We start from the raw sequence: 19,540 nt of genomic DNA on the forward strand, positions 1-19,540 counted from the left end.
AATACGCGGATGGTAGTTGAACTGCTAACCCCGATTGCGATGGATGAGGGGTTACGGTTTGCGGTTCGCGAGGGGGGGCGCACGGTAGGCGCTGGAGTCGTCACTAAAATCCTCCAGTGACCCATAGTATTAATTCGACGGGAGGCCGTGATGCGAGACCTTATTGCGCTTTCTTGTGAGCAGTGTAAGCAGAAAAACTACACCACAACAAAAAATAAGAAAACAACAACTGAAAAAGTATCTCTTCGTAAATTCTGCCCTTTCTGCCGAACGCATACTTCTCATAAAGAGGGGAAAGTATAAGACTGAGGGGTCAGTAGCTCCAACGGCTAGAGCATCGGACTCCAAATCCGAGGGTTGCAGGTTCGAATCCTGCCTGACCCGCTGATGAAACTCTCTTATTTTTGTAACAACTGGCATTGGTGGTACCACTCATAATGAAAGAATGGGCGCTTACTGTTCAATCCTTTCTTCAAGAAGCTTGGGCCGAGTTCCAACGTGTTCAATGGCCCTCTCGGAAGGAGGTACGAGTTGCCACTATTGTGGTGATTGCTCTTGTGACTATTATCGCACTCTATCTATTCTTCGTTGATTGGATATTGTCTGGATTGTTTCAGTGGGCTCTGAAAAGCTGAAGTAAATCGCGAGATCACCATGGCCAAGCTCTGGTATGTCGTCCACACATATTCCGGATATGAACGTAAAGCAAAAGCTGCACTAGAAGAGCGTATACGAGCGCTTGGGAAGCAGGAGTATTTTGCTGATATTCTCGTTCCTGAAGAACAAGTTGTTGAACTCGTAAAAGGAAGGAAGCGAACCTCAGCGCGAAAGTTTTTCCCCGGTTATATCCTCGTCAATATGGAGATGAACGACGAGACCTGGCACGTTGTAAAGTCTACGCCCAAGGTAACGGGGTTCGTTGGTGGGTCGAACGATCCGAGTACAATCCCGCCTGTCTCAGAAGCCGAAGTGTTGGAGATCAATCATCAGGTACAGGAAGGGACTCTACGTCCGAAACCCAAGGTTCTCTTTGAAACTGGGGAAAATGTGAAGGTTACTGACGGACCTTTCCAAGACTTTACTGGTGTCGTTGAAGAAGTGAAGCCGGAAAAAGGGAAGCTGCGAGTGCTTATCAGCATCTTTGGGCGCGCGACACCAGTTGAACTCGATCTAGTGCAAGTAGAAAAAGCATAACTAGGTAACGCGTATATGGCAAAAAAAGTTGTCGGAGAAGTCAAGCTGCAGATTCCAGCGGGTCAAGCAAACCCGAGTCCACCAGTAGGCCCGGCACTTGGGCAACGTGGTGTGAACATCATGGAATTCGTTAAAGCTTTTAACGCGCGGACACAGGCGCAACAAGGGCTTATCATTCCCGTGGTCATCACGGTGTACGCTGATCGTTCCTTCTCTTTTATAACGAAAACTCCGCCTGCTTCTGTCCTCATTAAAAAAGCGCTCGGTATAGAGAAGGGATCAGGAGAGCCAGCAAAGAAAAGTGCCGGATCAATTACTAGAGCGCAGGTCCGAGAAATTGCGACAATTAAACTGCCAGATTTAAACGCTATAGATATTGACGGTGCAATCAAAACTGTGGAAGGAACTGCCCGCAGCATGGGCATTGAAGTGGTGGACTAACATGGCGAACAAAGGCAAAAGCTACCGAGCTGCAGCGGAAAAAGTCGATCGAGAGAAACTGTACTCACTAAAGGATGCTATCTCTCTTGTTCACCAGGTCAAGAGAGCGAAGTTTGATGAAACCGTCGAACTTGCCCTTCGCTTAGGTGTCGATCCTCGTAAAGCCGACCAAAACGTGAGAGGCACAGTTATCCTTCCCCACGGCACAGGAAAAACTGTACGAGTGGCTGTTTTTGCAAAAGGCGAGAAAGCCCGTGAGGCTGAGGCTGCTGGGGCCGATGTGGTTGGAGCTGAAGAACTGGCCAAACGTATATCTGATGAAGGCTGGCTTGAGTTTGATAAAGCGATTGCTACTCCAGATATGATGGGTGTTGTCGGGCGATTGGGAAAAGTTCTTGGTCCACGTGGTTTAATGCCTAATCCGAAGGTTGGTACAGTAACGATGGATGTGGGCAAAGCCGTTCAAGAACTTAAAGGCGGTAAGGTTGAATACCGCGTTGACAAAGCTGGCAATGTTCACGTGCCAGTTGGGAAATCTTCTTTCTCTGAGGAGCAGCTTGTCGACAATGCGATGTCGCTGTTGACGAGTGTGGTACGTGCGAAGCCATCTTCTTCAAAGGGAACCTACCTGTTGCGCGTTGCTGTGAGTTCGACAATGGGACCTGGGGTACGGGTTGATCCAGTCTCTGTGACTCAACACGCTGCAGCGTAAGCTGGATACTGGCAGGATTCATAACTATGGATAAACGAGAAAAAGAGACAGAGATCAATGATCTCAAAGCGCTTTTAGGAAAGGCGACAACAGCGATCGTTGCTGAGTATAAAGGGCTGACGGTTGCCGAAATCAGTGCGTTACGCAAGGAATTGCGCGAAGTCGCTGGCGAATATCGTGTCGCCAAGAATACCTTGATCGAGTTAGCGATTGAAGGTTCTCCGTACCTTTCTCTGAAAGAAATATTGACCGGTCAGAATGGGATCGCAATCGGCTACGGGGACGCAATTGGCCTCGCCAAGATTGTCACTCGCTACGCAAAAGAAAATCAGAAGTTTGTCGTCAAAGGTGGAGTCACCGATGGGCAATTTTTCCTAGCTTCTGGAGTCGAAGCCTTATCGCAGTTGCCCAGCCGTGAAGCTCTGCGTGCGCAGCTTCTGGGCCTTTTATCTCGCCCAGCCTCTCAGCTTGTGGGCACACTCGCTGCCCCTGGTGGGCAACTTGCTCGTGTTCTGGATGCGCGAAAAGCACAATTAGAATAAACCTCACTATTTGTATTGGAACTGTTTTAAGGAGGAACGTATGGCCCTTACGCCGGAGAAGATGGACGAGATTGTTGGGACCCTTTCTGGGCTCACCATCCTCGAAATTGCTGACTTAGTGAAGAAACTTGAAGAGAAATGGGGAGTGACTGCTGCTGCCCCAGTTGTTGTTGCCGGAGCGGGTGCTCCTGCTGCTGCCGGTGCTGCACCAGCGGCTGCCGTTGAGAAGGAAGACTTTGATGTCGTACTCACTGGCTCTGGTGATAAGAAGATTCAGGTCATTAAAGTGGTGCGTGAGCTTACTGGCCTAGGCTTGAAAGAGGCCAAGGATCTTGTCGATGGCGCTCCTAAGACGGTGAAGGAAGCTGTTGCCAAGGCAGAAGCTGCAGAAATGAAAAAGAAACTGGAAGAAGCTGGCGGGACAGTTGAATTGAAGTAGTTGCACCTTGACCGTAAGGAGAAACGAATGGCCCTCCACCTGGCAAATAACTTCCGCTTTCGGAGACCTTTTGGCCGGATCGGTAAGATTATTGACATTCCGCATTTACTGGAGATTCAACGACACTCATACGATGAGTTCCTGCAAGTCAATGTAGCTCCAGAGCAGCGGAACGATTCGGGATTGCAGGGAGTCTTTCGCTCGGTTTTTCCGATCAAAGATTTCAACGAAACTGCATCACTCGAGTTTGTGAGTTATGCACTCGGAGAGCCGAAATACACGGTTGAAGAATGTCACCAACGAGGGATGACCTACGCGGTCCCTTTGAAGGTGACTATTCAATTGGTGTTGTGGGATGTCGATCAACGAACTGGCGCTCGTACTATTAAAAACGTCAAAGAACAAGAAGTGTATTTTGGCGAATTGCCGCTCATGACCAACCACGGGACGTTCATGGTCAACGGGACTGAACGCGTGATTGTGAGCCAGTTGCATCGTTCCCCCGGAGTGTTCTTTGACCACGATAAGGGGAAAACGCACGCGAGTGGAAAGTTACTCTTCTCGGCTCGCATCATTCCTTATCGAGGGTCATGGATCGACTTCGAGTTCGATCCGCGCGACATTCTGTATGTGCGTATTGATCGGCGTCGTAAGTTCCATGCCACAGTGCTGTTACGAGCCTTGGGCATGTCGACGGAAGACCTGCTTAATTATTTTTACAAGAAAGATACTATCCTTGTTGAGGGACGACGTTCCGTCTCTAAAGTGTTCAAACCTGAACAACTAGTTGGTATCCGTGCGAGTAAAGATGTCCGCCATCCAGAGTCTAATGACCTGATCGTCAAAGAAGGTCGGAAATTCACCCGTGGGTTGCTCAAACAACTGGAGACCGCGGGGGTCGAGCAGATTCCCATTACTGTTGAAGAAGTGATTGGGAATATCGCAGCACACGATATTGTTGATCCGAAAACCAAAGAAGTCCTGGTCGAATGTAATCAAGAAATTACTCAAGAACAGTTCGACCAGCTGGTTGACCGTGGTGTCTCTTCGATTGAAGTGCTCTTCATTGATGACTCGCACATCGGTCCATCACTGCGTAATACATTGCTGCAAGATAAAATCCCCTCTCCTGAGGAAGCCGTTATTGAGATTTATCGGCGACTGCGGCCCGGAGATCCGCCAACTATCGAAGCAGCTACGTTATTTTTCCACAACTTGTTCTTTAACCCTGAACGGTACAACCTCTCGCGGGTTGGACGGCTTAAACTCAACCACAAGCTGCGGATTACCGCTCCTATCGATCAGGGAACGCTTCGACGAGAGGATATTCTCGAAGTCGTTCGTTATTTAATTGAATTGAAAAACGGCAATGGCGTTGTCGATGACATAGACCATCTAGGGAACCGTCGTGTTCGTGCTGTCGGTGAACTTGTCGAGAATCAGTTTCGCATCGGTCTGGTTCGTATGGAACGTGCAGTGAAAGAACGCATGAGCCTACAAGATGTCGAGACGTTGATGCCGCAAGAGTTGGTGAATTACAAGCCGGTGTCTGCTGCGTTAAAAGAATTTTTTGGCTCCAGCCAACTTTCCCAATTCATGGATCAGACGAATCCGCTATCCGAGGTGACACATAAACGCCGCTTGTCAGCGCTTGGACCTGGTGGACTCACACGTGAGCGAGCTGGTTTTGAAGTGCGCGACGTCCATCCTACGCACTACGGTCGCGTCTGTCCGATCGAGACTCCTGAAGGGCCAAACATCGGGCTAATTTCTAGTCTCTCGACCTACGCGCGTGTGAATGAGTTCGGATTCATCGAAACCCCTTATCGTGAAGTCGACAACGGTAGGGTGACGGATAAAGTTCGCTATCTGTCTGCTCTTGAAGAAGAGAGCCAGACGATTGCCCAAGCCAACGTACCTATCGGTCAGCGTGGTGTCTTAACTGGAGAGCTTATTTCAGCTCGATTGGGTGGTGAGTTCGTTATGGTGCGGCCACAGCAAACACAGCTCATGGACGTTGCACCAACACAGTTAGTCAGCGTTGCCGCTGCTTTGATTCCTTTCTTGGAACACGACGACGCGAATCGCGCTTTGATGGGTTCGAACATGCAGCGGCAAGCAGTACCGTTGCTACGCACAGAAGCGCCTCTAGTCGGCACTGGTATGGAACGAGTCGTTGCACGCGACTCTGGTGCGACAGTTGTTGCCCGGCGAAGTGGCATTGTTGAAAGTGTAGATTCTGCCCGTGTTGTGCTGAAAGCCGATGCTCCAGCCGGTCCTGGTGATGTTGGTATCGATATTTATTCGCTCACGAAGTATCAACGTTCAAACCAGGGTACTTGCGTCAACCAGAAACCTGTTGTCGTTGTTGGAGATCGAGTACAGGCAGGGGATGTTCTTGCAGATGGCCCAGCAACCGACATGGGAGAACTGGCCCTCGGGCGAAATGTCCTCGTCGCTTTCATGATTTGGGGCGGGTATAACTTTGAAGACTCGATTTTAGTGAGTGAACGGCTGCTACGCGAAGATGTCTTCACTTCTGTGCATATCGAAGAGTTTGAATGTGTAGCCCGAGACACGAAGCTTGGTCCAGAAGAAATCACCCAAGATATTCCCAATGTCGGAGAAGAAGCGCTCAAGGATTTAGATGAAAGTGGTATTGTCAGGATTGGGGCTGAGGTCAAACCAGGAGATATTCTCGTCGGTAAGATTACTCCGAAAGGAGAAATGCAACTCTCTCCTGAAGAGAAATTGCTACGCGCCATCTTTGGTGAGAAGGCCGGGGAGGTGCGAGATACCTCACTCCGTGTCCCTCCAGGCGTGGAAGGAACCATCATTAATGTACGAGTCTTCTCGCGCAAAGGAGTAGTGAAGGACGACCGCAGTCGTAGTATCGAAGACGAAGAAGTCCAACGACTGCAAAAGGATCAAGAAGAAGAAGTCCGTATCATCAAGGAGAGCACCCTCGGGAAGATTAAAGATCTGCTGATTGGGCAAACAGCGGCGATTCGAATCAGTGATGACGATTCTCGACGTATCCTCATTCCAAAGGGAAAAGAAGTTACGGAAGAATTGCTCAACGAAGTACCTTCGTCAGTGTGGGGAAGGATCAAAGTCGAGAACGAAAAAGTCGAAGAAGAACTCACTCGTACTGTCGAAGCGATGGAAGAGCAGATCAACCAGATCCGTGAGGATTTCGATAAACGGATTGAGAAGATTAAGAGTGGAGATGAGCTGCCGCCTGGAATCATAAAGATGGTGAAGGTCTTTGTCGCCATCAAGCGCAAATTGCAGGTGGGAGACAAAATGGCAGGGCGGCACGGAAACAAAGGGGTTCTCTCTCGTATCCTGCCCGAAGAAGATATGCCTTGTTTAGCAGATGGGACACCTGTTGATGTCGTTCTTAACCCTCTTGGGGTTCCGTCACGTATGAATGTGGGACAGATTCTCGAAACCCACCTTGGATGGGCAATTCATACGGTTGGTAAGCAACTGGAAGAGGAAAGTGCCCAGCAGAACGGCAAAAGCCACGATGAAGGATTGCGCAAACATCTGAAAGAAGTCTACGGCCAAGCTGAAGGTTTTACCCACGTCATCGACTCGCTTTCTGGAACAGACTTGCGGCGGGTCGCAAAACGCGCCAAACACGGAGTGCACATTGCTTCTCCGGTGTTCGATGGTGCAACTGAGGAAGAGATCGTTTCCTTCCTCAAACGAACAGGACTGCCGGAGTCGGGGCAGACGATCCTTTACGATGGACGGACTGGTGAACCATTTGCCGAACCCGTGACTGTTGGTGTGATGTATATCTTAAAACTTCACCATTTGGTTGAAGATAAGATTCACGCTCGTTCGACTGGCCCGTACTCGTTGGTCACTCAACAACCACTGGGTGGAAAAGCGCAATTTGGTGGACAACGCCTTGGAGAAATGGAGGTCTGGGCTCTGGAAGCCTACGGAGCCGCATACAGCCTACAAGAAATGCTTACCGTGAAATCTGATGATGTTGCCGGACGAACCCGCATGTATGAAGCGATCGTCAAAGGAGAAAATGTGCTCGAACCTGGGCTGCCTGAGTCGTTCAATGTGATGATTCGTGAATTACAAAGCTTGGCTTTGAACGTCGAACTATTGGAAGAAACACGTTAGGGTGCAAGGGGAGGAATCATGGAAGATTTTCTCGGTCTGTTTGAGAAACCACAAAATCCGCTCCGTTTTAATGCTATCCGCGTGTCCTTAGCATCACCGGATTTGATTCGTTCGTGGTCGCATGGCGAAGTAAAAAAACCGGAAACGATTAACTATCGAACCTTCAAGCCAGAACGCGATGGCTTATTTTGCGCTAAAATCTTTGGCCCGACCAAAGACTATGAGTGCAATTGCGGAAAATATAAACGCATGCGACATCGCGGTGTTGTCTGCGAAAAATGTGGTGTCGAAGTTATTCAATCAAAAGTGCGTCGTGAACGGATGGGCCATATCGATTTGGCGAGCCCGGTGGCGCATATTTGGTTTCTCAAGAGCTTACCCAGTCGGATTGGGACGTTGCTCGATATGACCCTAAAGGAGCTTGAGCGCGTCCTCTATTTTGAGTCGTATATCATTGTTGATCCTGGTACCACGCCACTCAAAAAGAAAGAATTGGTAAGTGAAACCCGCTATCGCAAACTTGTAGAGGAGCATGGGCCAGGGACATTTATCGCAGAAATGGGTGCTGAGGCGATTCGTAAGCTGCTTCGCGACCTGCATCTGGAGAAGCTTTCTGAAGATTTACGTATCGAAATGGTGGAAACTTCCAGTGAAGCTCGTCGTAAGAAGATCGCCAAACGCCTTAAAGTGCTTAATGCGTTTCGACACTCAGGCAACAAACCTGAGTGGATGATTCTCGAAGTTTTACCTGTCATCCCGCCAGACTTGCGTCCGCTCGTGCCGCTCGATGGTGGCCGATTTGCGACCTCGGATCTGAATGATCTCTATCGTCGGGTGATTAACCGGAATAACCGGCTCAAGCGATTGATCGAACTCAGCGCCCCCGACATTATCGTGCGCAACGAAAAGCGCATGTTGCAAGAGGCGGTCGATGCGCTGTTTGATAACGGTCGGCGTGGTCGCCCACTCAGTGGCCCAAATAAGCGCCCGTTGAAATCCCTCTCCGACATGTTGAAAGGGAAAGGGGGCCGTTTCCGCCAGAACCTGCTTGGCAAACGTGTCGATTACTCTGGCCGTTCGGTTATTGTTATCGGTCCTGAATTGCGTCTCCATCAGTGCGGGTTGCCGAAACACATGGCACTCGAGCTGTTCAAGCCTTTTATCTACAACAAGCTCGAAGAGCGTGGGCATACAACGACTATTAAGAGTGCCAAGAAGATGGTCGAGAAAGAGCGACCAGAAGTTTGGGATATTCTTGATGAAGTGATTCGGGAACATCCCGTCTTACTCAATCGTGCACCAACGTTGCATCGCTTGGGGATTCAAGCTTTTGAACCGACACTCATCGAAGGGAAAGCCATTCAGCTCCATCCACTTGTCTGTATGGCTTATAACGCCGACTTTGATGGCGACCAAATGGCGGTGCACATTCCGTTATCGGTCGAGGCGCAAGTTGAAGCCCGTGGGTTGATGATGTCGACAAATAACATCCTCTCACCTGCGCATGGCAAAGCGATCATCGGTCCAACGCAGGATATTGTCTTGGGTTTGTACTCCATGACACGCGAGAAGCCCAGTGCACTTGGTGAAGGCAAGATTTTCAGCAACCCTGATGAAGTCCGGATCGCCTATGATCAACGCGCGGTTGAATTGCAGGCGCGTATCAAAGTTCGTATCCACGGGGAAATGACTGAAACTACAGTTGGCCGCACGCTTCTCTATGACATTGTTCCGGCGGAGATTTCTTTCTCTGAGGTGAACCGTGTCATGAAGAAAAAGGAACTCGGCTCACTGATTGATAGTGCGTTCCGCAAGTCAGGAAACAAGGCTACCGTGATCTTCGCCGATCGTTTGAAGGACCTTGGCTTTGAGTATGCCACGAGAGCTGGTATCTCGATTGGCATTCAAGATATGGCGATTCCGCCAGCAAAAGAAAAATTGCTGGGCGAAGCGCAGCGGTCACTGGAAGAAATTCAGGATCAGTATACTAAAGGTCTTATCACGGACGGTGAACGTCATAACAAAGTCGTCGATACCTGGGCTGCGGTCACCGATGAAGTTGCCAACGAAATGTTCAAGGGGCTGCAACAAAATCGCAAAGGTTTCAGTCCGATCTACATCATGGCTGATTCTGGTGCTCGTGGCAGTGCGCAGCAGATTCGTCAGCTTGCGGGTATGCGTGGCTTGATGGCCAAGCCCTCAGGCGAAATCATCGAAACCCCGATCACCGCGAATTTCCGTGAAGGGTTGTCGGTGTTGCAATACTTCATCTCTACGCACGGTGCCCGCAAAGGGTTGGCAGACACTGCTTTGAAAACAGCGAATTCTGGATATCTCACTCGCCGTTTGGTCGATGTCGCCCAGGATTCGATCGTCAGTGAGGAAGATTGTGGAACAATCGACGGGATCGAGATGACCCCTCTGGTCGAAGGTGGGGAAATCATCGAAGGTCTCGGCGAACGGGTCCTTGGCCGTGTCGCATTGGAAGATGTTCGCGATCCTTTCTCCAACGAAACGCTCGTCTATGCCAACGAAGAGATTGATGAAGAGCGCGTCAAGTTAATCGAGGATGCTGGACTCGAACGTGTCCGCATCCGCTCTGCCTTAACCTGCCAAGCGCGGCGGGGTATTTGTATCCGGTGCTATGGTCGTGACCTTGCTCGTGGGCGTATCGTGAACATGGGAGAAGCAGTAGGTATCATTGCTGCTCAGTCAATTGGTGAGCCAGGGACGCAGTTGACCATGCGGACTTTCCACTTTGGTGGCGCGGCGAGCCGGCGTGCAGAGCAAACGACACTGACCCCACGGAACGAGGGTATTCTTCGCTTCGTGAATCTTCAGACTGTTACGAGCCGCGATGGTGATCTTGTTGTGATCAACCGTAACGGTGAAGTAATCATTGTTGATTCACCTGAACCTGGCCGAGAACGCGAGCGCGAACGTTACCCGATCGTGTATGGAGCGCGATTCAAGAAGAAGGATGGCGCACGGGTCAAAGCTGGGGACCTCATTGCAGAATGGGACCCGTTTACCATACCGATTCTGACTGAACTCGGCGGTGAGGTGCGTTTCAGTGACCTTGATGAGCGCACCATGCAGGAGAAAGTGGACGAACGAACTGGGTTGTCGAGTCGAGTGATTGTCGACTACCGTGACCCCAACGTACGGCCACGAATTTCCATCGTCGATGAGGCTGGAAAAGTAGCGAAACTCATGAACGGGAACGAGGCTCGGTACGTTCTTCCGGTCGGTGCGAACCTGAACGTTGTTGAAGGGCAAAAGGTATCAGCTGGTGATGTCGTCGCCAAGATTCCACGAGAAACAACCAAAACGAAAGATATCACAGGTGGTTTGCCTCGGGTTGCCGAACTGTTCGAGGCGCGCAAACCGAAAGAATTTGCGGTCATTAGTGAGATCGAAGGTATAGTGTCATTCGGGAAAGATACAAAAGGGAAACGCAAAGTTGTGATTTCTCCAGAAGTGGGAGAACCGCGTGAGTATCTCATCCCACGTGGGAAAAACATCAGCGTTCGTGAAGGTGACCATGTTCGGGCTGGTGAAGCGCTGATGGACGGCTCCTCGAACCCCCATGACATCTTAGGTGTCTTGGGAGAAAAAGAGCTGGCGAAGTCTCTGGTTGATTCTGTACAGGAGATTTATCGCCTGCAAGGTGTCCGTATCCATGACAAGCACATCGAGGTGATCGTCCGGCAGATGATGCGCCGTGTGGCTGTCACTGAGGTGGGAGATTCTGATTTTCTCATTGGCGAGCAAGTCGAAAAGTGGCGCTTCCAGGAAGAAACCGAGAAGATCCTTACTCAGGGAGGAAAACCTCCGGAAGCGAAGTCTTTGCTCATGGGTATCACCAAGGCCAGTCTCTCGACGGATAGCTTCATTTCTGCCGCCTCGTTCCAGGAAACCACGAAAGTCCTCACTGAGGCGGCTATTCATGGCAAGATCGACATGCTCTTAGGGCTGAAAGAGAATGTCATCATGGGACGCCTCATTCCTGCAGGGACCGGAACGCTAACATATAACAAGTCGATTATGCACACCGCTGAAGGCGAGGGTGACGAGCAGTCTCCTTCCAGGGCAATGGGAGCATAAGGAAATCGGAGAAGGAGATCGCATGCCGACGATTCAGCAGCTTATTCGTCAAGGAAGAGAGCAACAAAAGGCAAAACGCACGACACCCGCCTTGCAGGCCTGTCCGCAACGGCGAGGGGTATGTACACGTGTGTATACGACTACACCCAAGAAGCCCAATTCCGCCTTACGAAAAGTTGCTCGTGTACGTTTGACGAATGGCATCGAAGTCACAGCCTATATCCCAGGCATCGGCCACAACTTGCAAGAACACTCCGTCGTGCTTATTCGTGGTGGTCGAGTCAAAGACTTACCAGGTGTTCGTTATCACATCATTCGCGGCACACTGGATTCGATCGGAGTTCAGGACCGTAAACAAGGACGATCCAAATATGGAGCAAAGAAACCGAAATAGCGAGACAGGCCAAGGAGGATATCAGTATGCCGCGTAAAGGGCCTGCCCCACGTAGAGATATTATTCCCGACCCCAAGTATCGGGATGTGATTGTGGCAAAATTCGTCAACATGATGATGGACGGTGGGAAGAAGGGTACAGCGGAGCGAATTCTGTACGGAGCGCTTAACATACTCGGGAAGCGAATCAACGACGATTCTCTAGAAACCTTCCGTAAAGCGCTCGATAACGTGAAACCCATTGTCGAAGTCCGGTCGCGGAGGGTCGGTGGAGCTACCTACCAAGTGCCAGTAGAGGTGCGGACCAATCGGAGAAATTCTCTTGCTATGCGCTGGCTGGTGCAGTCTGCTCGTTCACGACCGGAGAAAAACATGCAGGAGAAACTTGCAGGCGAACTCTTTGAAGCGTCGCAAAATCGTGGGGGAGCAGTAAAGAAGCGTGAAGATACGCATCGTATGGCAGAAGCCAACAAGGCATTTGCACACTACCGTTGGTAAGTGATAATCTAGACCGCCGTTGACTCTTCTGAAATAGCCACTACAATTGCGGCTTTCCAAAAAGAATAACAACAGGTAGAAGCGGCGAACGAGGTTGTTACATTCTCAAAAGTAACAACCCCAGGACCCGTCTTTTCTAAGAATTTCTTTTTACTGACTTTAGCGTAAAAGGAGTGAAGCGATGGGTAAGGCGCGGTTTGAGCGGACGAAGCCGCATGTGAATGTGGGGACGATAGGGCATATTGATCATGGGAAGACGACGTTGACGGCGGCGATAACGAAGGTGTTAGCGGACAAGAAGATGGCGAATTTCGTGCCGTTTGATCAGATCGACAAGGCGCCGGAGGAGCGGGAGCGGGGGATCACGATCAATACGGCGCATGTGGAGTATGAGACGGAGAAGCGGCATTATGCGCATGTGGATTGTCCGGGGCATGCGGATTATATCAAGAACATGATCACGGGGGCGGCGCAGATGGACGGGGCGATCCTGGTGGTGGCGGCGAGTGAGGGGCCGATGCCGCAGACGCGGGAGCATATTCTCTTAGCCCGTCAGGTGGGAGTGCCGGCGATTGTGGTGTTCATGAACAAGGTGGACATGGTGGATGATGGGGAGCTGTTGGATCTGGTTGAGTTAGAGATGCGGGAGTTGCTCTCGAAGTATGAGTTTCCAGGGGATGACACGCCGATCATCAGAGGGAGTGCGTTGAAGGCTCTTGAAGGGGACAAGGGGGAGTTGGGGGAGCCGTCGATTATGCAACTCATGGGAGCAGTAGACTCGTTCATTCCGGAGCCGAAGCGGGATGTGGACCGAGCGTTTTTGATGTCGGTGGAGGATGTGTTTACGATTTCTGGACGTGGGACGGTGGCGACGGGGCGAATAGAGCGGGGGAAGGTGAAGGTGGGGGAGGAAGTGGAGATAGTGGGGATCAAGGCGACGGTGAAGACCACGGTCACGGGCGTGGAGATGTTTCGCAAAGTGTTAGATGAGGGGGTGGCGGGGGATAATGTGGGGTGTCTCTTGCGCGGGGTGAAGCGGGAGGACATAGAGCGGGGGCAGGTGTTAGCGCAGCCGGGGAGTATTACGCCGCATACGAAGTATGAAGCGGAGGTGTATGTCCTCACCAAGGAAGAGGGGGGGCGGCACACGCCGTTTTTCAATGGGTATCGGCCGCAGTTCTACTTCCGCACGACGGACGTGACGGGGTCGGTGGCGTTACCGGAGGGGGTGGAGATGGTGATGCCGGGGGACAATACGCGGATGGTAGTTGAACTGCTAACCCCGATTGCGATGGATGAGGGGTTACGGTTTGCGGTTCGCGAGGGGGGGCGCACGGTAGGCGCTGGAGTCGTCACTAAAATCCTCCAGTGACGTTAGCTGAATGATGTTGATGTTATGGCTACGATGAACGAAAAAATTCGTATCCGTCTCAAGGCATACGATCACAGAGTGTTAGACACTTCAGTGAAAGAGATTGCTGAGACGGTAAGGCGTACCGGTGGACGGGTGGCGGGGCCAATTCCCTTGCCGACACGGACTGAGCGATTCACTGTGAACCGTTCTCCGCACGTGGATAAAAAATCTCGCGAACAGTTCGAGATTCGCACCCACAAACGATTACTTGACATTCTTGATCCAACACAGCAGACCATTGATGCTTTGGGAAAGCTTGAATTAGCTGCTGGCGTTGACGTTGAAATCAAGCTTCAGTAAGGAAGCGCGTCGTTATGATCGGTCTTATTGGCAAAAAACTAGGGATGGCGCAGATCTTTGCCCCTGATGGAACGCTCACTCCAGTAACGGTTATTCAAGCCGGACCGTGTACGGTTGTGCAAAAGAAAACCAACGAACGGGATGGATATTCAGCCATCCAACTGGGATTCGGCAAGAAGAAGTTACAGCGGGCAACAAAACCATTGATCGGACACTGTAAAAAAGCCAACGCAGAACCGTTTTCAGTGCTGCGTGAGTTTCGCACCGATGATGTCGATCAGTATGAAGTAGGGAGCGCTGTTACCGTCGCTTCTCTCTTTCAGCCGGGGGAAGTTGTTGACGTCATTGGTAAGACCAAAGGACGTGGGTATACCGGTGTCATGAAACGGCACGGCATGGCGGGCTTCCCTGATGGACGTGGGACACACGAGTACTTTCGTCACGGTGGGTCAATCGGGAACCGATCGTTTCCTGGCCGCATCTTCAAAGGCAAACGGATGGCTGGCCAATATGGCAACGATCGCATGACGCAGTTGCATCTTCGCGTCGTTGAAGTGCGAGACGATGGTAACTTATTGTTTGTCCGTGGTGCGGTTCCTGGGGCAACCGGAGGAATTGTCCTCGTACGCAAAGCAAAAGTAGGAAAGAAATAACGATGGAAGGGCAAGCGCAGCGTATTCCGGTGCTGTCGCCGGAAAGAGAAACTGTTGGTGAGGTAGAGCTACCTGCAGAGATCGCACAGCAACCCGCGCGTGAGCATCTGCTCTATGAAATAGTCAGAATGCAGCGTGCTGGCTGGCGTGCAGGAACTGCCGCAACGAAGACTCGTGGCTTTGTGAGTGGTGGAGGCAAGAAGCCCTGGCGACAAAAGGGAACTGGCCGAGCCAGATCTGGGAGCACGCGATCGCCTATTTGGGTTGGTGGAGGCACTATTTTTGGTCCGCAGCCGAGATCCTACGCTTATCGATTGCCAAAGAGTGCCCGGGCGACGGCGTTAAAGGCTGCTTTGGCGGATAAACATCGCACGGGAACGCTCTTTGTCGTCAACGACATCAATTTACCGGAAGTCAAAACCAAGAAGATGGTTGAGTTCCTCTCCCGCTTACAACTTGGACAGAGCGTACTGGTCGTCATTGCTGAAGCAAACGAGCAAATCGAGCGAGCGACCCGGAATATCCCGTGGGCGAAGGTGTTGCGATGTGAAGGAATCAACGTGTACGACTTGCTGCACTACAAACAAGTGCTCTTTACGCAAGCCGCATTTCATAAAGTAAACGAAAGGCTTGCGGCATGAGCAAAGATCTCTATTCGGTCCTCACAGCGCCGCTCATTACCGAAAAATCGACGCTCGTGAACGAGACTGGGAATCAGATTATTTTTCGTGTACGCCCTGAGGCGGATAAAGGGACAATTAAGCGAGCGGTCGAGACCCTGTTTAAAGTGAAAGTCCAGAAGGTTCATACAATTCAGTATTTGGGGAAACAACGTCGTGTCGGTAAGTCTGCAGGACGACGGCCCGCCTGGAAAAAAGCCTACGTTACCCTTGCCGAGGGCAATCACATCGACTTCTTTGAGGGGGCCTAGCTTATGGCCGTAAGACAATACAAACCAACGTCTGCAGCGCGGCGTTTCCAGAGTGTCGTTGACTTTAGTGACCTGAGCAAAAAAGCGCCGGAACGCTCTCTCCTTGCCCCGCGCCACGAAAGCGGTGGCCGCAATAACCGTGGCCGTGTCACTACTCGTTTCCGTGGTGGAGGACACAAACGCCGCTATCGGATTATCGACTTTCGCCGAGAAAAGGATGGGATTCTCGCCAAAGTCGCTGCTATTGAATACGACCCGAATCGGTCGGCCCACCTTGCGCTACTTCACTACGTTGATGGTGAGAAACGTTACATTCTCTCCCCGGTTGGACTCTCGGTTGGTGATGCGGTGATGTCAGGTCAAGAGGCTGACATTAAGCCAGGGAACGCTCTACCCCTCAGTAATATCCCACTCGGCACGATGATTCACAACGTGGAACTGAAGCTGGGGAAGGGAGGGCAACTGGTTCGCAGTGCTGGTGCGGCTGCGCAATTGATGGCGAAGGAAGGCGACTATGCTGCTGTGAAACTTCCTTCTGGAGAAGTCCGTCGAGTTCACATCAAGTGTAAAGCCACAATTGGTCAGGTGGGCAATCTCGACCATGAGAATATCTCCATCGGGAAAGCTGGTCGTTCGCGCTGGCTCGGTCGTCGCCCGCACGTACGTGGTGTAGCAATGAACCCGGTCGATCACCCTATGGGTGGCGGCGAAGGACGTGGAAAAGGAAATCATCCACAGAGTCCGTGGGGAGTCCTAGCAAAGGGATATAAAACAAGAAAAAATCCGCGGACTGATAAATACATCATGCAGAAAAGAAAGAAGAAGTAGACCACTATGCCGCGCTCGGTAAAAAAGGGACCATTTGTCGACGATCATTTGCTGAAAAAAGTCGATGCACTTACTTCCAGTGGTAACAAACAGGTAGTGAAAACCTGGTCGCGACGTTCGACGATTATTCCTGAAATGATCGGCTATACGTTTGCGGTGCACAACGGTAAAAAATTCGTGCCGGTGTATGTCACCGAGAATATGGTCGGTCACAAACTGGGTGAGTTCTCTCCGACTCGAACCTTTTACAGTCACTCAGGCGACCGCAAAGGTGAAGTCAAGAAAGCGTCAGCAAAAGGATAGGAGCGAACATCATGGAAGCACGGGCAGTGTTGCGCCAGGTGCGCATTTCTCCGCAAAAAGGTCGCCTGGTTGCGGATCTTATTCGCGGCAAACAAGTCGAACAAGCGTTCGCCATCCTGCAATTCACACCGAAGAAAGCGGCACGATTGCTGGCAAAGACACTGCGCTCTGCGGTTGCGAATGCCACTGATACGCAGAACGTTGACCCTGATAAGTTATACGTCAAAGCGACGTACGTCGACGGTGGGACGACATGGAAGCGTTTCACTCCGCGGGCGCATGGTCGCGCTACACCAATCCGTAAGCGGACGAGTCATTTTACGGTTATCGTCGAAGAACGGGAGTAAGGGAGTCGAGCATGGGGCAAAAAGTACACCCAAAAGGCTTTCGCCTGGGCGTTATTGAAGGATGGGAGTCGCGCTGGTTCGCAGAAAAAGAATACGCTCCTTTTCTGCATGACGACATCAAGGTTCGCAACTTCATCAAGAAACGTTTGCAGCACGCTGGGATCGCCAAAGTAGAGATCGAGCGAGCAGCGAACAAGGCGAAAATTAATATTCATACTGCTCGTCCAGGAATCGTGATTGGCAAAAAAGGTGCGGAGATTGAAAAACTCAAAACCGAACTTGCCAAATTATCAGATCGAGAAGTGTACCTGAACATTCACGAAGTTCGTCGCCCTGACCTTGATGCGCAGCTCGTCGCAGAAAACGTTGCGTTACAACTTGAACGTCGTGTCGCATTTCGTCGCGCGATGAAGGAAAGCGTGGCGCGTGCCATTCGTATGGGGGCACAAGGGGTCAAGGTGCGATGCTCAGGGCGATTAGCTGGAGCAGAAATTGCACGCACTGAGTGGTACCGTGAAGGGCGCGTCCCGCTCCATACGATTCGTGCAGACATCAGTTACGGCGTAGCTGAAGCAAAAACCACCTATGGCATCATTGGTGTCAAGGTGTGGATCATGCGAGGAGAGATCATCACTCGCGAAGAAGAGCAACAGCGGACAGCAGTGAGTGCCTAAGGAGTCAGGATCATGCTAGCGCCGAAGAAAGTTAAGCATAGGAAACAAATGCGAGGGCGACTCTATGGAGATGCCCATCGTGGTAGTTCCCTTGCGTTTGGTGATTTTGGTCTCAAGACGCTTGAACGAGGTTGGATTAGTGCGCGAGAGATTGAAGCGGCACGCGTTGCGTTAACGCGTCACGTGAAACGTGGTGGCCGTGTATGGGTGCGCATCTTTCCAGACAAACCGATAACGAAGAAACCGGCAGAAACGCGAATGGGAAAAGGAAAGGGGCCACCGGAAGGATGGGTCGCTCCAGTGAAGCCAGGGCGCATGCTTTTCGAGATGGAAGGAATTCCACGAGATGTTGCGCAAGAAGCGTTGCGTTTGGCTTCGCATAAACTCTCCGTCAGTACCCAATTTTGTGAACGCCGCGGAGCAACCTATGCGAGCTAAAGAAATCCGCGATTTAACTGAGAATGAAGCAGAACAAAAAGAGAAAGACACGGCAGAAGAGCTCTTCCGGTTACGCTTTCGTCGCAAAACCGGGCAACTAGAGAATCCAATGCACGTGCGTAACCTCCGGCGTGATCTCGCACGGATCAAGACGATCCGACAAGAACGCAGTCGTCGGGCTGCAGGAGAATAGCTATCGTGCCAGGGCAGAAAAAAGAACGACAGGGGATTGTCGTTAGCGACAAGATGGATAAGACCGTGGTGGTTATGGTCGAACGCTTCGTCCAGCACCCTGTGTATAAAAAATATGTTCGGCAACGGAAAAAATATAAAGCTCACGATCCCGAGAACCGTTGTCACACCGGTGACCAAGTAACCATTGTCGAGACCCGGCCGTTGAGTCGAGAGAAACGCTGGCTGGTGCGCTCGATCCTCAAATCAGCAACTGCAGGATAAGTGGCCAGGGAGATGTAGACTATGATTCAGGTTGAGACCATTTTGGACGTGGCCGACAACTCTGGCGCACGGAAAGTTCGCTGTGTACGCGTGCTCGGCGGGACGCGAAGACGTTACGCGTCAATTGGAGACGAGATTGTCGTTTCCATACGTGAAGCGATCCCCAATGCGAAGGTGAAAAAAGGGGATGTCATGCGAGCCGTTATCGTACGTACGGCCAAAGAAGTAGGGCGTCCGGACGGGTCGTATATTCGCTTTGATAACAACTCAGCTGTGTTGCTCGATAATCAACGTGAACCGATCGGAACTCGTATTTTCGGTCCTGTCGCCCGCGAGCTGCGAGCGAAGCGATTTATGAAGATTATCTCTCTGGCACCGGAAGTATTGTAAGGGATTGCCATGTTAGCGCGAATAAAAAAGAACGATACGGTGATGGTAATTGCCGGCAAGGAACACGGAAAGATCGGCAAGGTCTTACGTGTGATCCCCGAAGAAAACCGTGCGGTGGTTGAGCGTATGAATGTCGTGAAACGACATGCGAAACCGCGCGGCCCGCAAAGTCCAGGTGGAATCATAGAGAAGGAAGCTCCCATTCATCTCTCGAATCTGATGCCGATGTGCGAACGTTGTAATGCACCGGTCCGTGTTGGGACACGTATACTCCAAGATGGCAATAAGGGGAGATTCTGCCGCAGGTGTAACGAATTGTTGGATAAATAAT

26 protein-coding genes and 1 tRNA gene are annotated in these 19,540 nt (G+C 51.2%); all 27 read left to right on the forward strand.

Translation table 11 applies throughout. From position 1 onward, the window contains the following. Positions 1–120 (forward strand): hypothetical protein (locus tag FJ147_04360; protein MBM4255113.1); only part of this gene is annotated, 120 nt, incomplete at its 5' end. 30 nt (positions 121–150) lie between these two features. Further along, positions 151–303, forward strand: a complete 153-nt coding sequence (gene rpmG, locus FJ147_04365) for a 50S ribosomal protein L33 (GenBank protein MBM4255114.1) — start codon at positions 151–153, stop codon at positions 301–303. 7 nt (positions 304–310) lie between these two features. Continuing rightward, positions 311–384 (forward strand) — tRNA-Trp (locus tag FJ147_04370). A 38-nt stretch (positions 385–422) separates the two neighbouring features. Further along, positions 423–635 carry a preprotein translocase subunit SecE gene (gene secE / locus FJ147_04375; GenBank protein MBM4255115.1) on the forward strand — a complete coding sequence of 71 codons (213 nt, stop codon included), beginning with the start codon at positions 423–425 and terminating at the stop codon, positions 633–635. Positions 636–654: 19 nt separating this feature from the next. Next, positions 655–1,194, forward strand: coding sequence for a transcription termination/antitermination protein NusG (nusG, locus tag FJ147_04380; GenBank protein MBM4255116.1), 540 nt, complete (start codon positions 655–657; stop codon positions 1,192–1,194). A 15-nt stretch (positions 1,195–1,209) separates the two neighbouring features. Beyond that, a complete protein-coding gene (rplK, locus tag FJ147_04385) occupies positions 1,210–1,635 on the forward strand; it encodes a 50S ribosomal protein L11 (GenBank protein ID MBM4255117.1) in 426 nt (141 codons plus the stop codon). A 1-nt stretch (position 1,636) separates the two neighbouring features. Continuing rightward, positions 1,637–2,347, forward strand: coding sequence for a 50S ribosomal protein L1 (locus FJ147_04390; protein MBM4255118.1), 711 nt, complete (start codon positions 1,637–1,639; stop codon positions 2,345–2,347). Positions 2,348–2,373: 26 nt separating this feature from the next. Next, on the forward strand, positions 2,374–2,889 hold the full coding sequence (locus tag FJ147_04395) for a 50S ribosomal protein L10 (protein MBM4255119.1): 516 nt from the start codon (positions 2,374–2,376) through the stop codon (positions 2,887–2,889). A gap of 40 nt (positions 2,890–2,929) precedes the next feature. After that, positions 2,930–3,328, forward strand: a complete 399-nt coding sequence (locus FJ147_04400; protein MBM4255120.1) for a 50S ribosomal protein L7/L12 — start codon at positions 2,930–2,932, stop codon at positions 3,326–3,328. 27 nt (positions 3,329–3,355) lie between these two features. Continuing rightward, complete coding sequence (gene rpoB, locus FJ147_04405) at positions 3,356–7,477, forward strand: DNA-directed RNA polymerase subunit beta (protein MBM4255121.1); 4,122 nt, start codon at positions 3,356–3,358, stop codon at positions 7,475–7,477. Positions 7,478–7,495: 18 nt separating this feature from the next. Beyond that, on the forward strand, positions 7,496–11,584 hold the full coding sequence (gene rpoC, locus FJ147_04410) for a DNA-directed RNA polymerase subunit beta' (protein MBM4255122.1): 4,089 nt from the start codon (positions 7,496–7,498) through the stop codon (positions 11,582–11,584). A gap of 22 nt (positions 11,585–11,606) precedes the next feature. Further along, positions 11,607–11,978 carry a 30S ribosomal protein S12 gene (locus tag FJ147_04415; GenBank protein ID MBM4255123.1) on the forward strand — a complete coding sequence of 124 codons (372 nt, stop codon included), beginning with the start codon at positions 11,607–11,609 and terminating at the stop codon, positions 11,976–11,978. A gap of 26 nt (positions 11,979–12,004) precedes the next feature. Beyond that, on the forward strand, positions 12,005–12,475 hold the full coding sequence (rpsG, locus tag FJ147_04420) for a 30S ribosomal protein S7 (protein MBM4255124.1): 471 nt from the start codon (positions 12,005–12,007) through the stop codon (positions 12,473–12,475). A gap of 181 nt (positions 12,476–12,656) precedes the next feature. Beyond that, positions 12,657–13,847, forward strand: a complete 1,191-nt coding sequence (gene tuf, locus FJ147_04425; protein MBM4255125.1) for an elongation factor Tu — start codon at positions 12,657–12,659, stop codon at positions 13,845–13,847. A 33-nt stretch (positions 13,848–13,880) separates the two neighbouring features. Further along, entirely contained in the window at positions 13,881–14,189 is a 309-nt protein-coding gene (gene rpsJ, locus FJ147_04430) for a 30S ribosomal protein S10 (GenBank protein MBM4255126.1), read from the forward strand. 14 nt (positions 14,190–14,203) lie between these two features. Further along, the gene (locus tag FJ147_04435; GenBank protein ID MBM4255127.1) at positions 14,204–14,842 is read left to right on the forward strand and encodes a 50S ribosomal protein L3; all 639 of its coding nucleotides are present in this window, start codon (positions 14,204–14,206) and stop codon (positions 14,840–14,842) included. Between the two features lie 2 nt (positions 14,843–14,844). Then, a complete protein-coding gene (gene rplD / locus FJ147_04440; GenBank protein MBM4255128.1) occupies positions 14,845–15,483 on the forward strand; it encodes a 50S ribosomal protein L4 in 639 nt (212 codons plus the stop codon). After that, on the forward strand, positions 15,480–15,773 hold the full coding sequence (locus tag FJ147_04445; GenBank protein ID MBM4255129.1) for a 50S ribosomal protein L23: 294 nt from the start codon (positions 15,480–15,482) through the stop codon (positions 15,771–15,773). Before rplD ends, FJ147_04445 begins: the two co-directional genes overlap by 4 nt. A 3-nt stretch (positions 15,774–15,776) precedes the next feature. Beyond that, positions 15,777–16,601, forward strand: a complete 825-nt coding sequence (gene rplB / locus FJ147_04450; GenBank protein ID MBM4255130.1) for a 50S ribosomal protein L2 — start codon at positions 15,777–15,779, stop codon at positions 16,599–16,601. Positions 16,602–16,607: 6 nt separating this feature from the next. Next, positions 16,608–16,904: a 30S ribosomal protein S19 gene (gene rpsS / locus FJ147_04455; protein ID MBM4255131.1), complete on the forward strand. Its 297-nt coding sequence runs from the start codon at positions 16,608–16,610 to the stop codon at positions 16,902–16,904. A gap of 11 nt (positions 16,905–16,915) precedes the next feature. Continuing rightward, positions 16,916–17,251 (forward strand): 50S ribosomal protein L22, encoded by a 336-nt coding sequence (locus FJ147_04460; GenBank protein ID MBM4255132.1) that lies wholly within the window; start codon positions 16,916–16,918, stop codon positions 17,249–17,251. Between the two features lie 11 nt (positions 17,252–17,262). Continuing rightward, a complete protein-coding gene (rpsC, locus tag FJ147_04465) occupies positions 17,263–17,925 on the forward strand; it encodes a 30S ribosomal protein S3 (protein ID MBM4255133.1) in 663 nt (220 codons plus the stop codon). Between the two features lie 12 nt (positions 17,926–17,937). Continuing rightward, positions 17,938–18,363 (forward strand): 50S ribosomal protein L16, encoded by a 426-nt coding sequence (gene rplP, locus FJ147_04470; GenBank protein ID MBM4255134.1) that lies wholly within the window; start codon positions 17,938–17,940, stop codon positions 18,361–18,363. Beyond that, a complete protein-coding gene (locus FJ147_04475) occupies positions 18,353–18,556 on the forward strand; it encodes a 50S ribosomal protein L29 (protein MBM4255135.1) in 204 nt (67 codons plus the stop codon). The genes rplP and FJ147_04475 overlap by 11 nt, the downstream gene beginning before the upstream one ends. Beyond that, positions 18,553–18,819, forward strand: a complete 267-nt coding sequence (rpsQ, locus tag FJ147_04480) for a 30S ribosomal protein S17 (protein ID MBM4255136.1) — start codon at positions 18,553–18,555, stop codon at positions 18,817–18,819. The genes FJ147_04475 and rpsQ overlap by 4 nt, the downstream gene beginning before the upstream one ends. Before the next feature lie 21 nt (positions 18,820–18,840). Beyond that, positions 18,841–19,209 carry a 50S ribosomal protein L14 gene (gene rplN / locus FJ147_04485; GenBank protein ID MBM4255137.1) on the forward strand — a complete coding sequence of 123 codons (369 nt, stop codon included), beginning with the start codon at positions 18,841–18,843 and terminating at the stop codon, positions 19,207–19,209. Positions 19,210–19,218: 9 nt separating this feature from the next. Next, positions 19,219–19,539 (forward strand): 50S ribosomal protein L24, encoded by a 321-nt coding sequence (locus FJ147_04490; GenBank protein MBM4255138.1) that lies wholly within the window; start codon positions 19,219–19,221, stop codon positions 19,537–19,539. Position 19,540 lies beyond the last annotated feature (1 nt).

This window comes from Deltaproteobacteria bacterium (genome assembly GCA_016874775.1).
Lineage (GTDB): Bacteria > Desulfobacterota > Binatia > Bin18 > Bin18 > VGTJ01.

Coding starts and splice junctions, on each gene's coding strand:
- rplD (MBM4255128.1), top strand. CDS start 14,845: ATGGAAGGGCAAGCGCAGCGTATTCCGGTGCTGTCGCCGGAAAGAGAA.
- rplN (MBM4255137.1), top strand. CDS start 18,841: ATGATTCAGGTTGAGACCATTTTGGACGTGGCCGACAACTCTGGCGCA.
- rpoB (MBM4255121.1), top strand. CDS start 3,356: ATGGCCCTCCACCTGGCAAATAACTTCCGCTTTCGGAGACCTTTTGGC.
- rplB (MBM4255130.1), top strand. CDS start 15,777: ATGGCCGTAAGACAATACAAACCAACGTCTGCAGCGCGGCGTTTCCAG.
- FJ147_04395 (MBM4255119.1), top strand. CDS start 2,374: ATGGATAAACGAGAAAAAGAGACAGAGATCAATGATCTCAAAGCGCTT.
- FJ147_04415 (MBM4255123.1), top strand. CDS start 11,607: ATGCCGACGATTCAGCAGCTTATTCGTCAAGGAAGAGAGCAACAAAAG.
- rplK (MBM4255117.1), top strand. CDS start 1,210: ATGGCAAAAAAAGTTGTCGGAGAAGTCAAGCTGCAGATTCCAGCGGGT.
- FJ147_04460 (MBM4255132.1), top strand. CDS start 16,916: ATGGAAGCACGGGCAGTGTTGCGCCAGGTGCGCATTTCTCCGCAAAAA.
- FJ147_04400 (MBM4255120.1), top strand. CDS start 2,930: ATGGCCCTTACGCCGGAGAAGATGGACGAGATTGTTGGGACCCTTTCT.
- FJ147_04390 (MBM4255118.1), top strand. CDS start 1,637: ATGGCGAACAAAGGCAAAAGCTACCGAGCTGCAGCGGAAAAAGTCGAT.
- rpsJ (MBM4255126.1), top strand. CDS start 13,881: ATGAACGAAAAAATTCGTATCCGTCTCAAGGCATACGATCACAGAGTG.
- tuf (MBM4255125.1), top strand. CDS start 12,657: ATGGGTAAGGCGCGGTTTGAGCGGACGAAGCCGCATGTGAATGTGGGG.
- rpoC (MBM4255122.1), top strand. CDS start 7,496: ATGGAAGATTTTCTCGGTCTGTTTGAGAAACCACAAAATCCGCTCCGT.
- FJ147_04445 (MBM4255129.1), top strand. CDS start 15,480: ATGAGCAAAGATCTCTATTCGGTCCTCACAGCGCCGCTCATTACCGAA.
- nusG (MBM4255116.1), top strand. CDS start 655: ATGGCCAAGCTCTGGTATGTCGTCCACACATATTCCGGATATGAACGT.
- FJ147_04435 (MBM4255127.1), top strand. CDS start 14,204: ATGATCGGTCTTATTGGCAAAAAACTAGGGATGGCGCAGATCTTTGCC.
- rpsC (MBM4255133.1), top strand. CDS start 17,263: ATGGGGCAAAAAGTACACCCAAAAGGCTTTCGCCTGGGCGTTATTGAA.
- rpmG (MBM4255114.1), top strand. CDS start 151: ATGCGAGACCTTATTGCGCTTTCTTGTGAGCAGTGTAAGCAGAAAAAC.
- rpsS (MBM4255131.1), top strand. CDS start 16,608: ATGCCGCGCTCGGTAAAAAAGGGACCATTTGTCGACGATCATTTGCTG.
- FJ147_04475 (MBM4255135.1), top strand. CDS start 18,353: ATGCGAGCTAAAGAAATCCGCGATTTAACTGAGAATGAAGCAGAACAA.
- FJ147_04490 (MBM4255138.1), top strand. CDS start 19,219: ATGTTAGCGCGAATAAAAAAGAACGATACGGTGATGGTAATTGCCGGC.
- rpsG (MBM4255124.1), top strand. CDS start 12,005: ATGCCGCGTAAAGGGCCTGCCCCACGTAGAGATATTATTCCCGACCCC.
- rplP (MBM4255134.1), top strand. CDS start 17,938: ATGCTAGCGCCGAAGAAAGTTAAGCATAGGAAACAAATGCGAGGGCGA.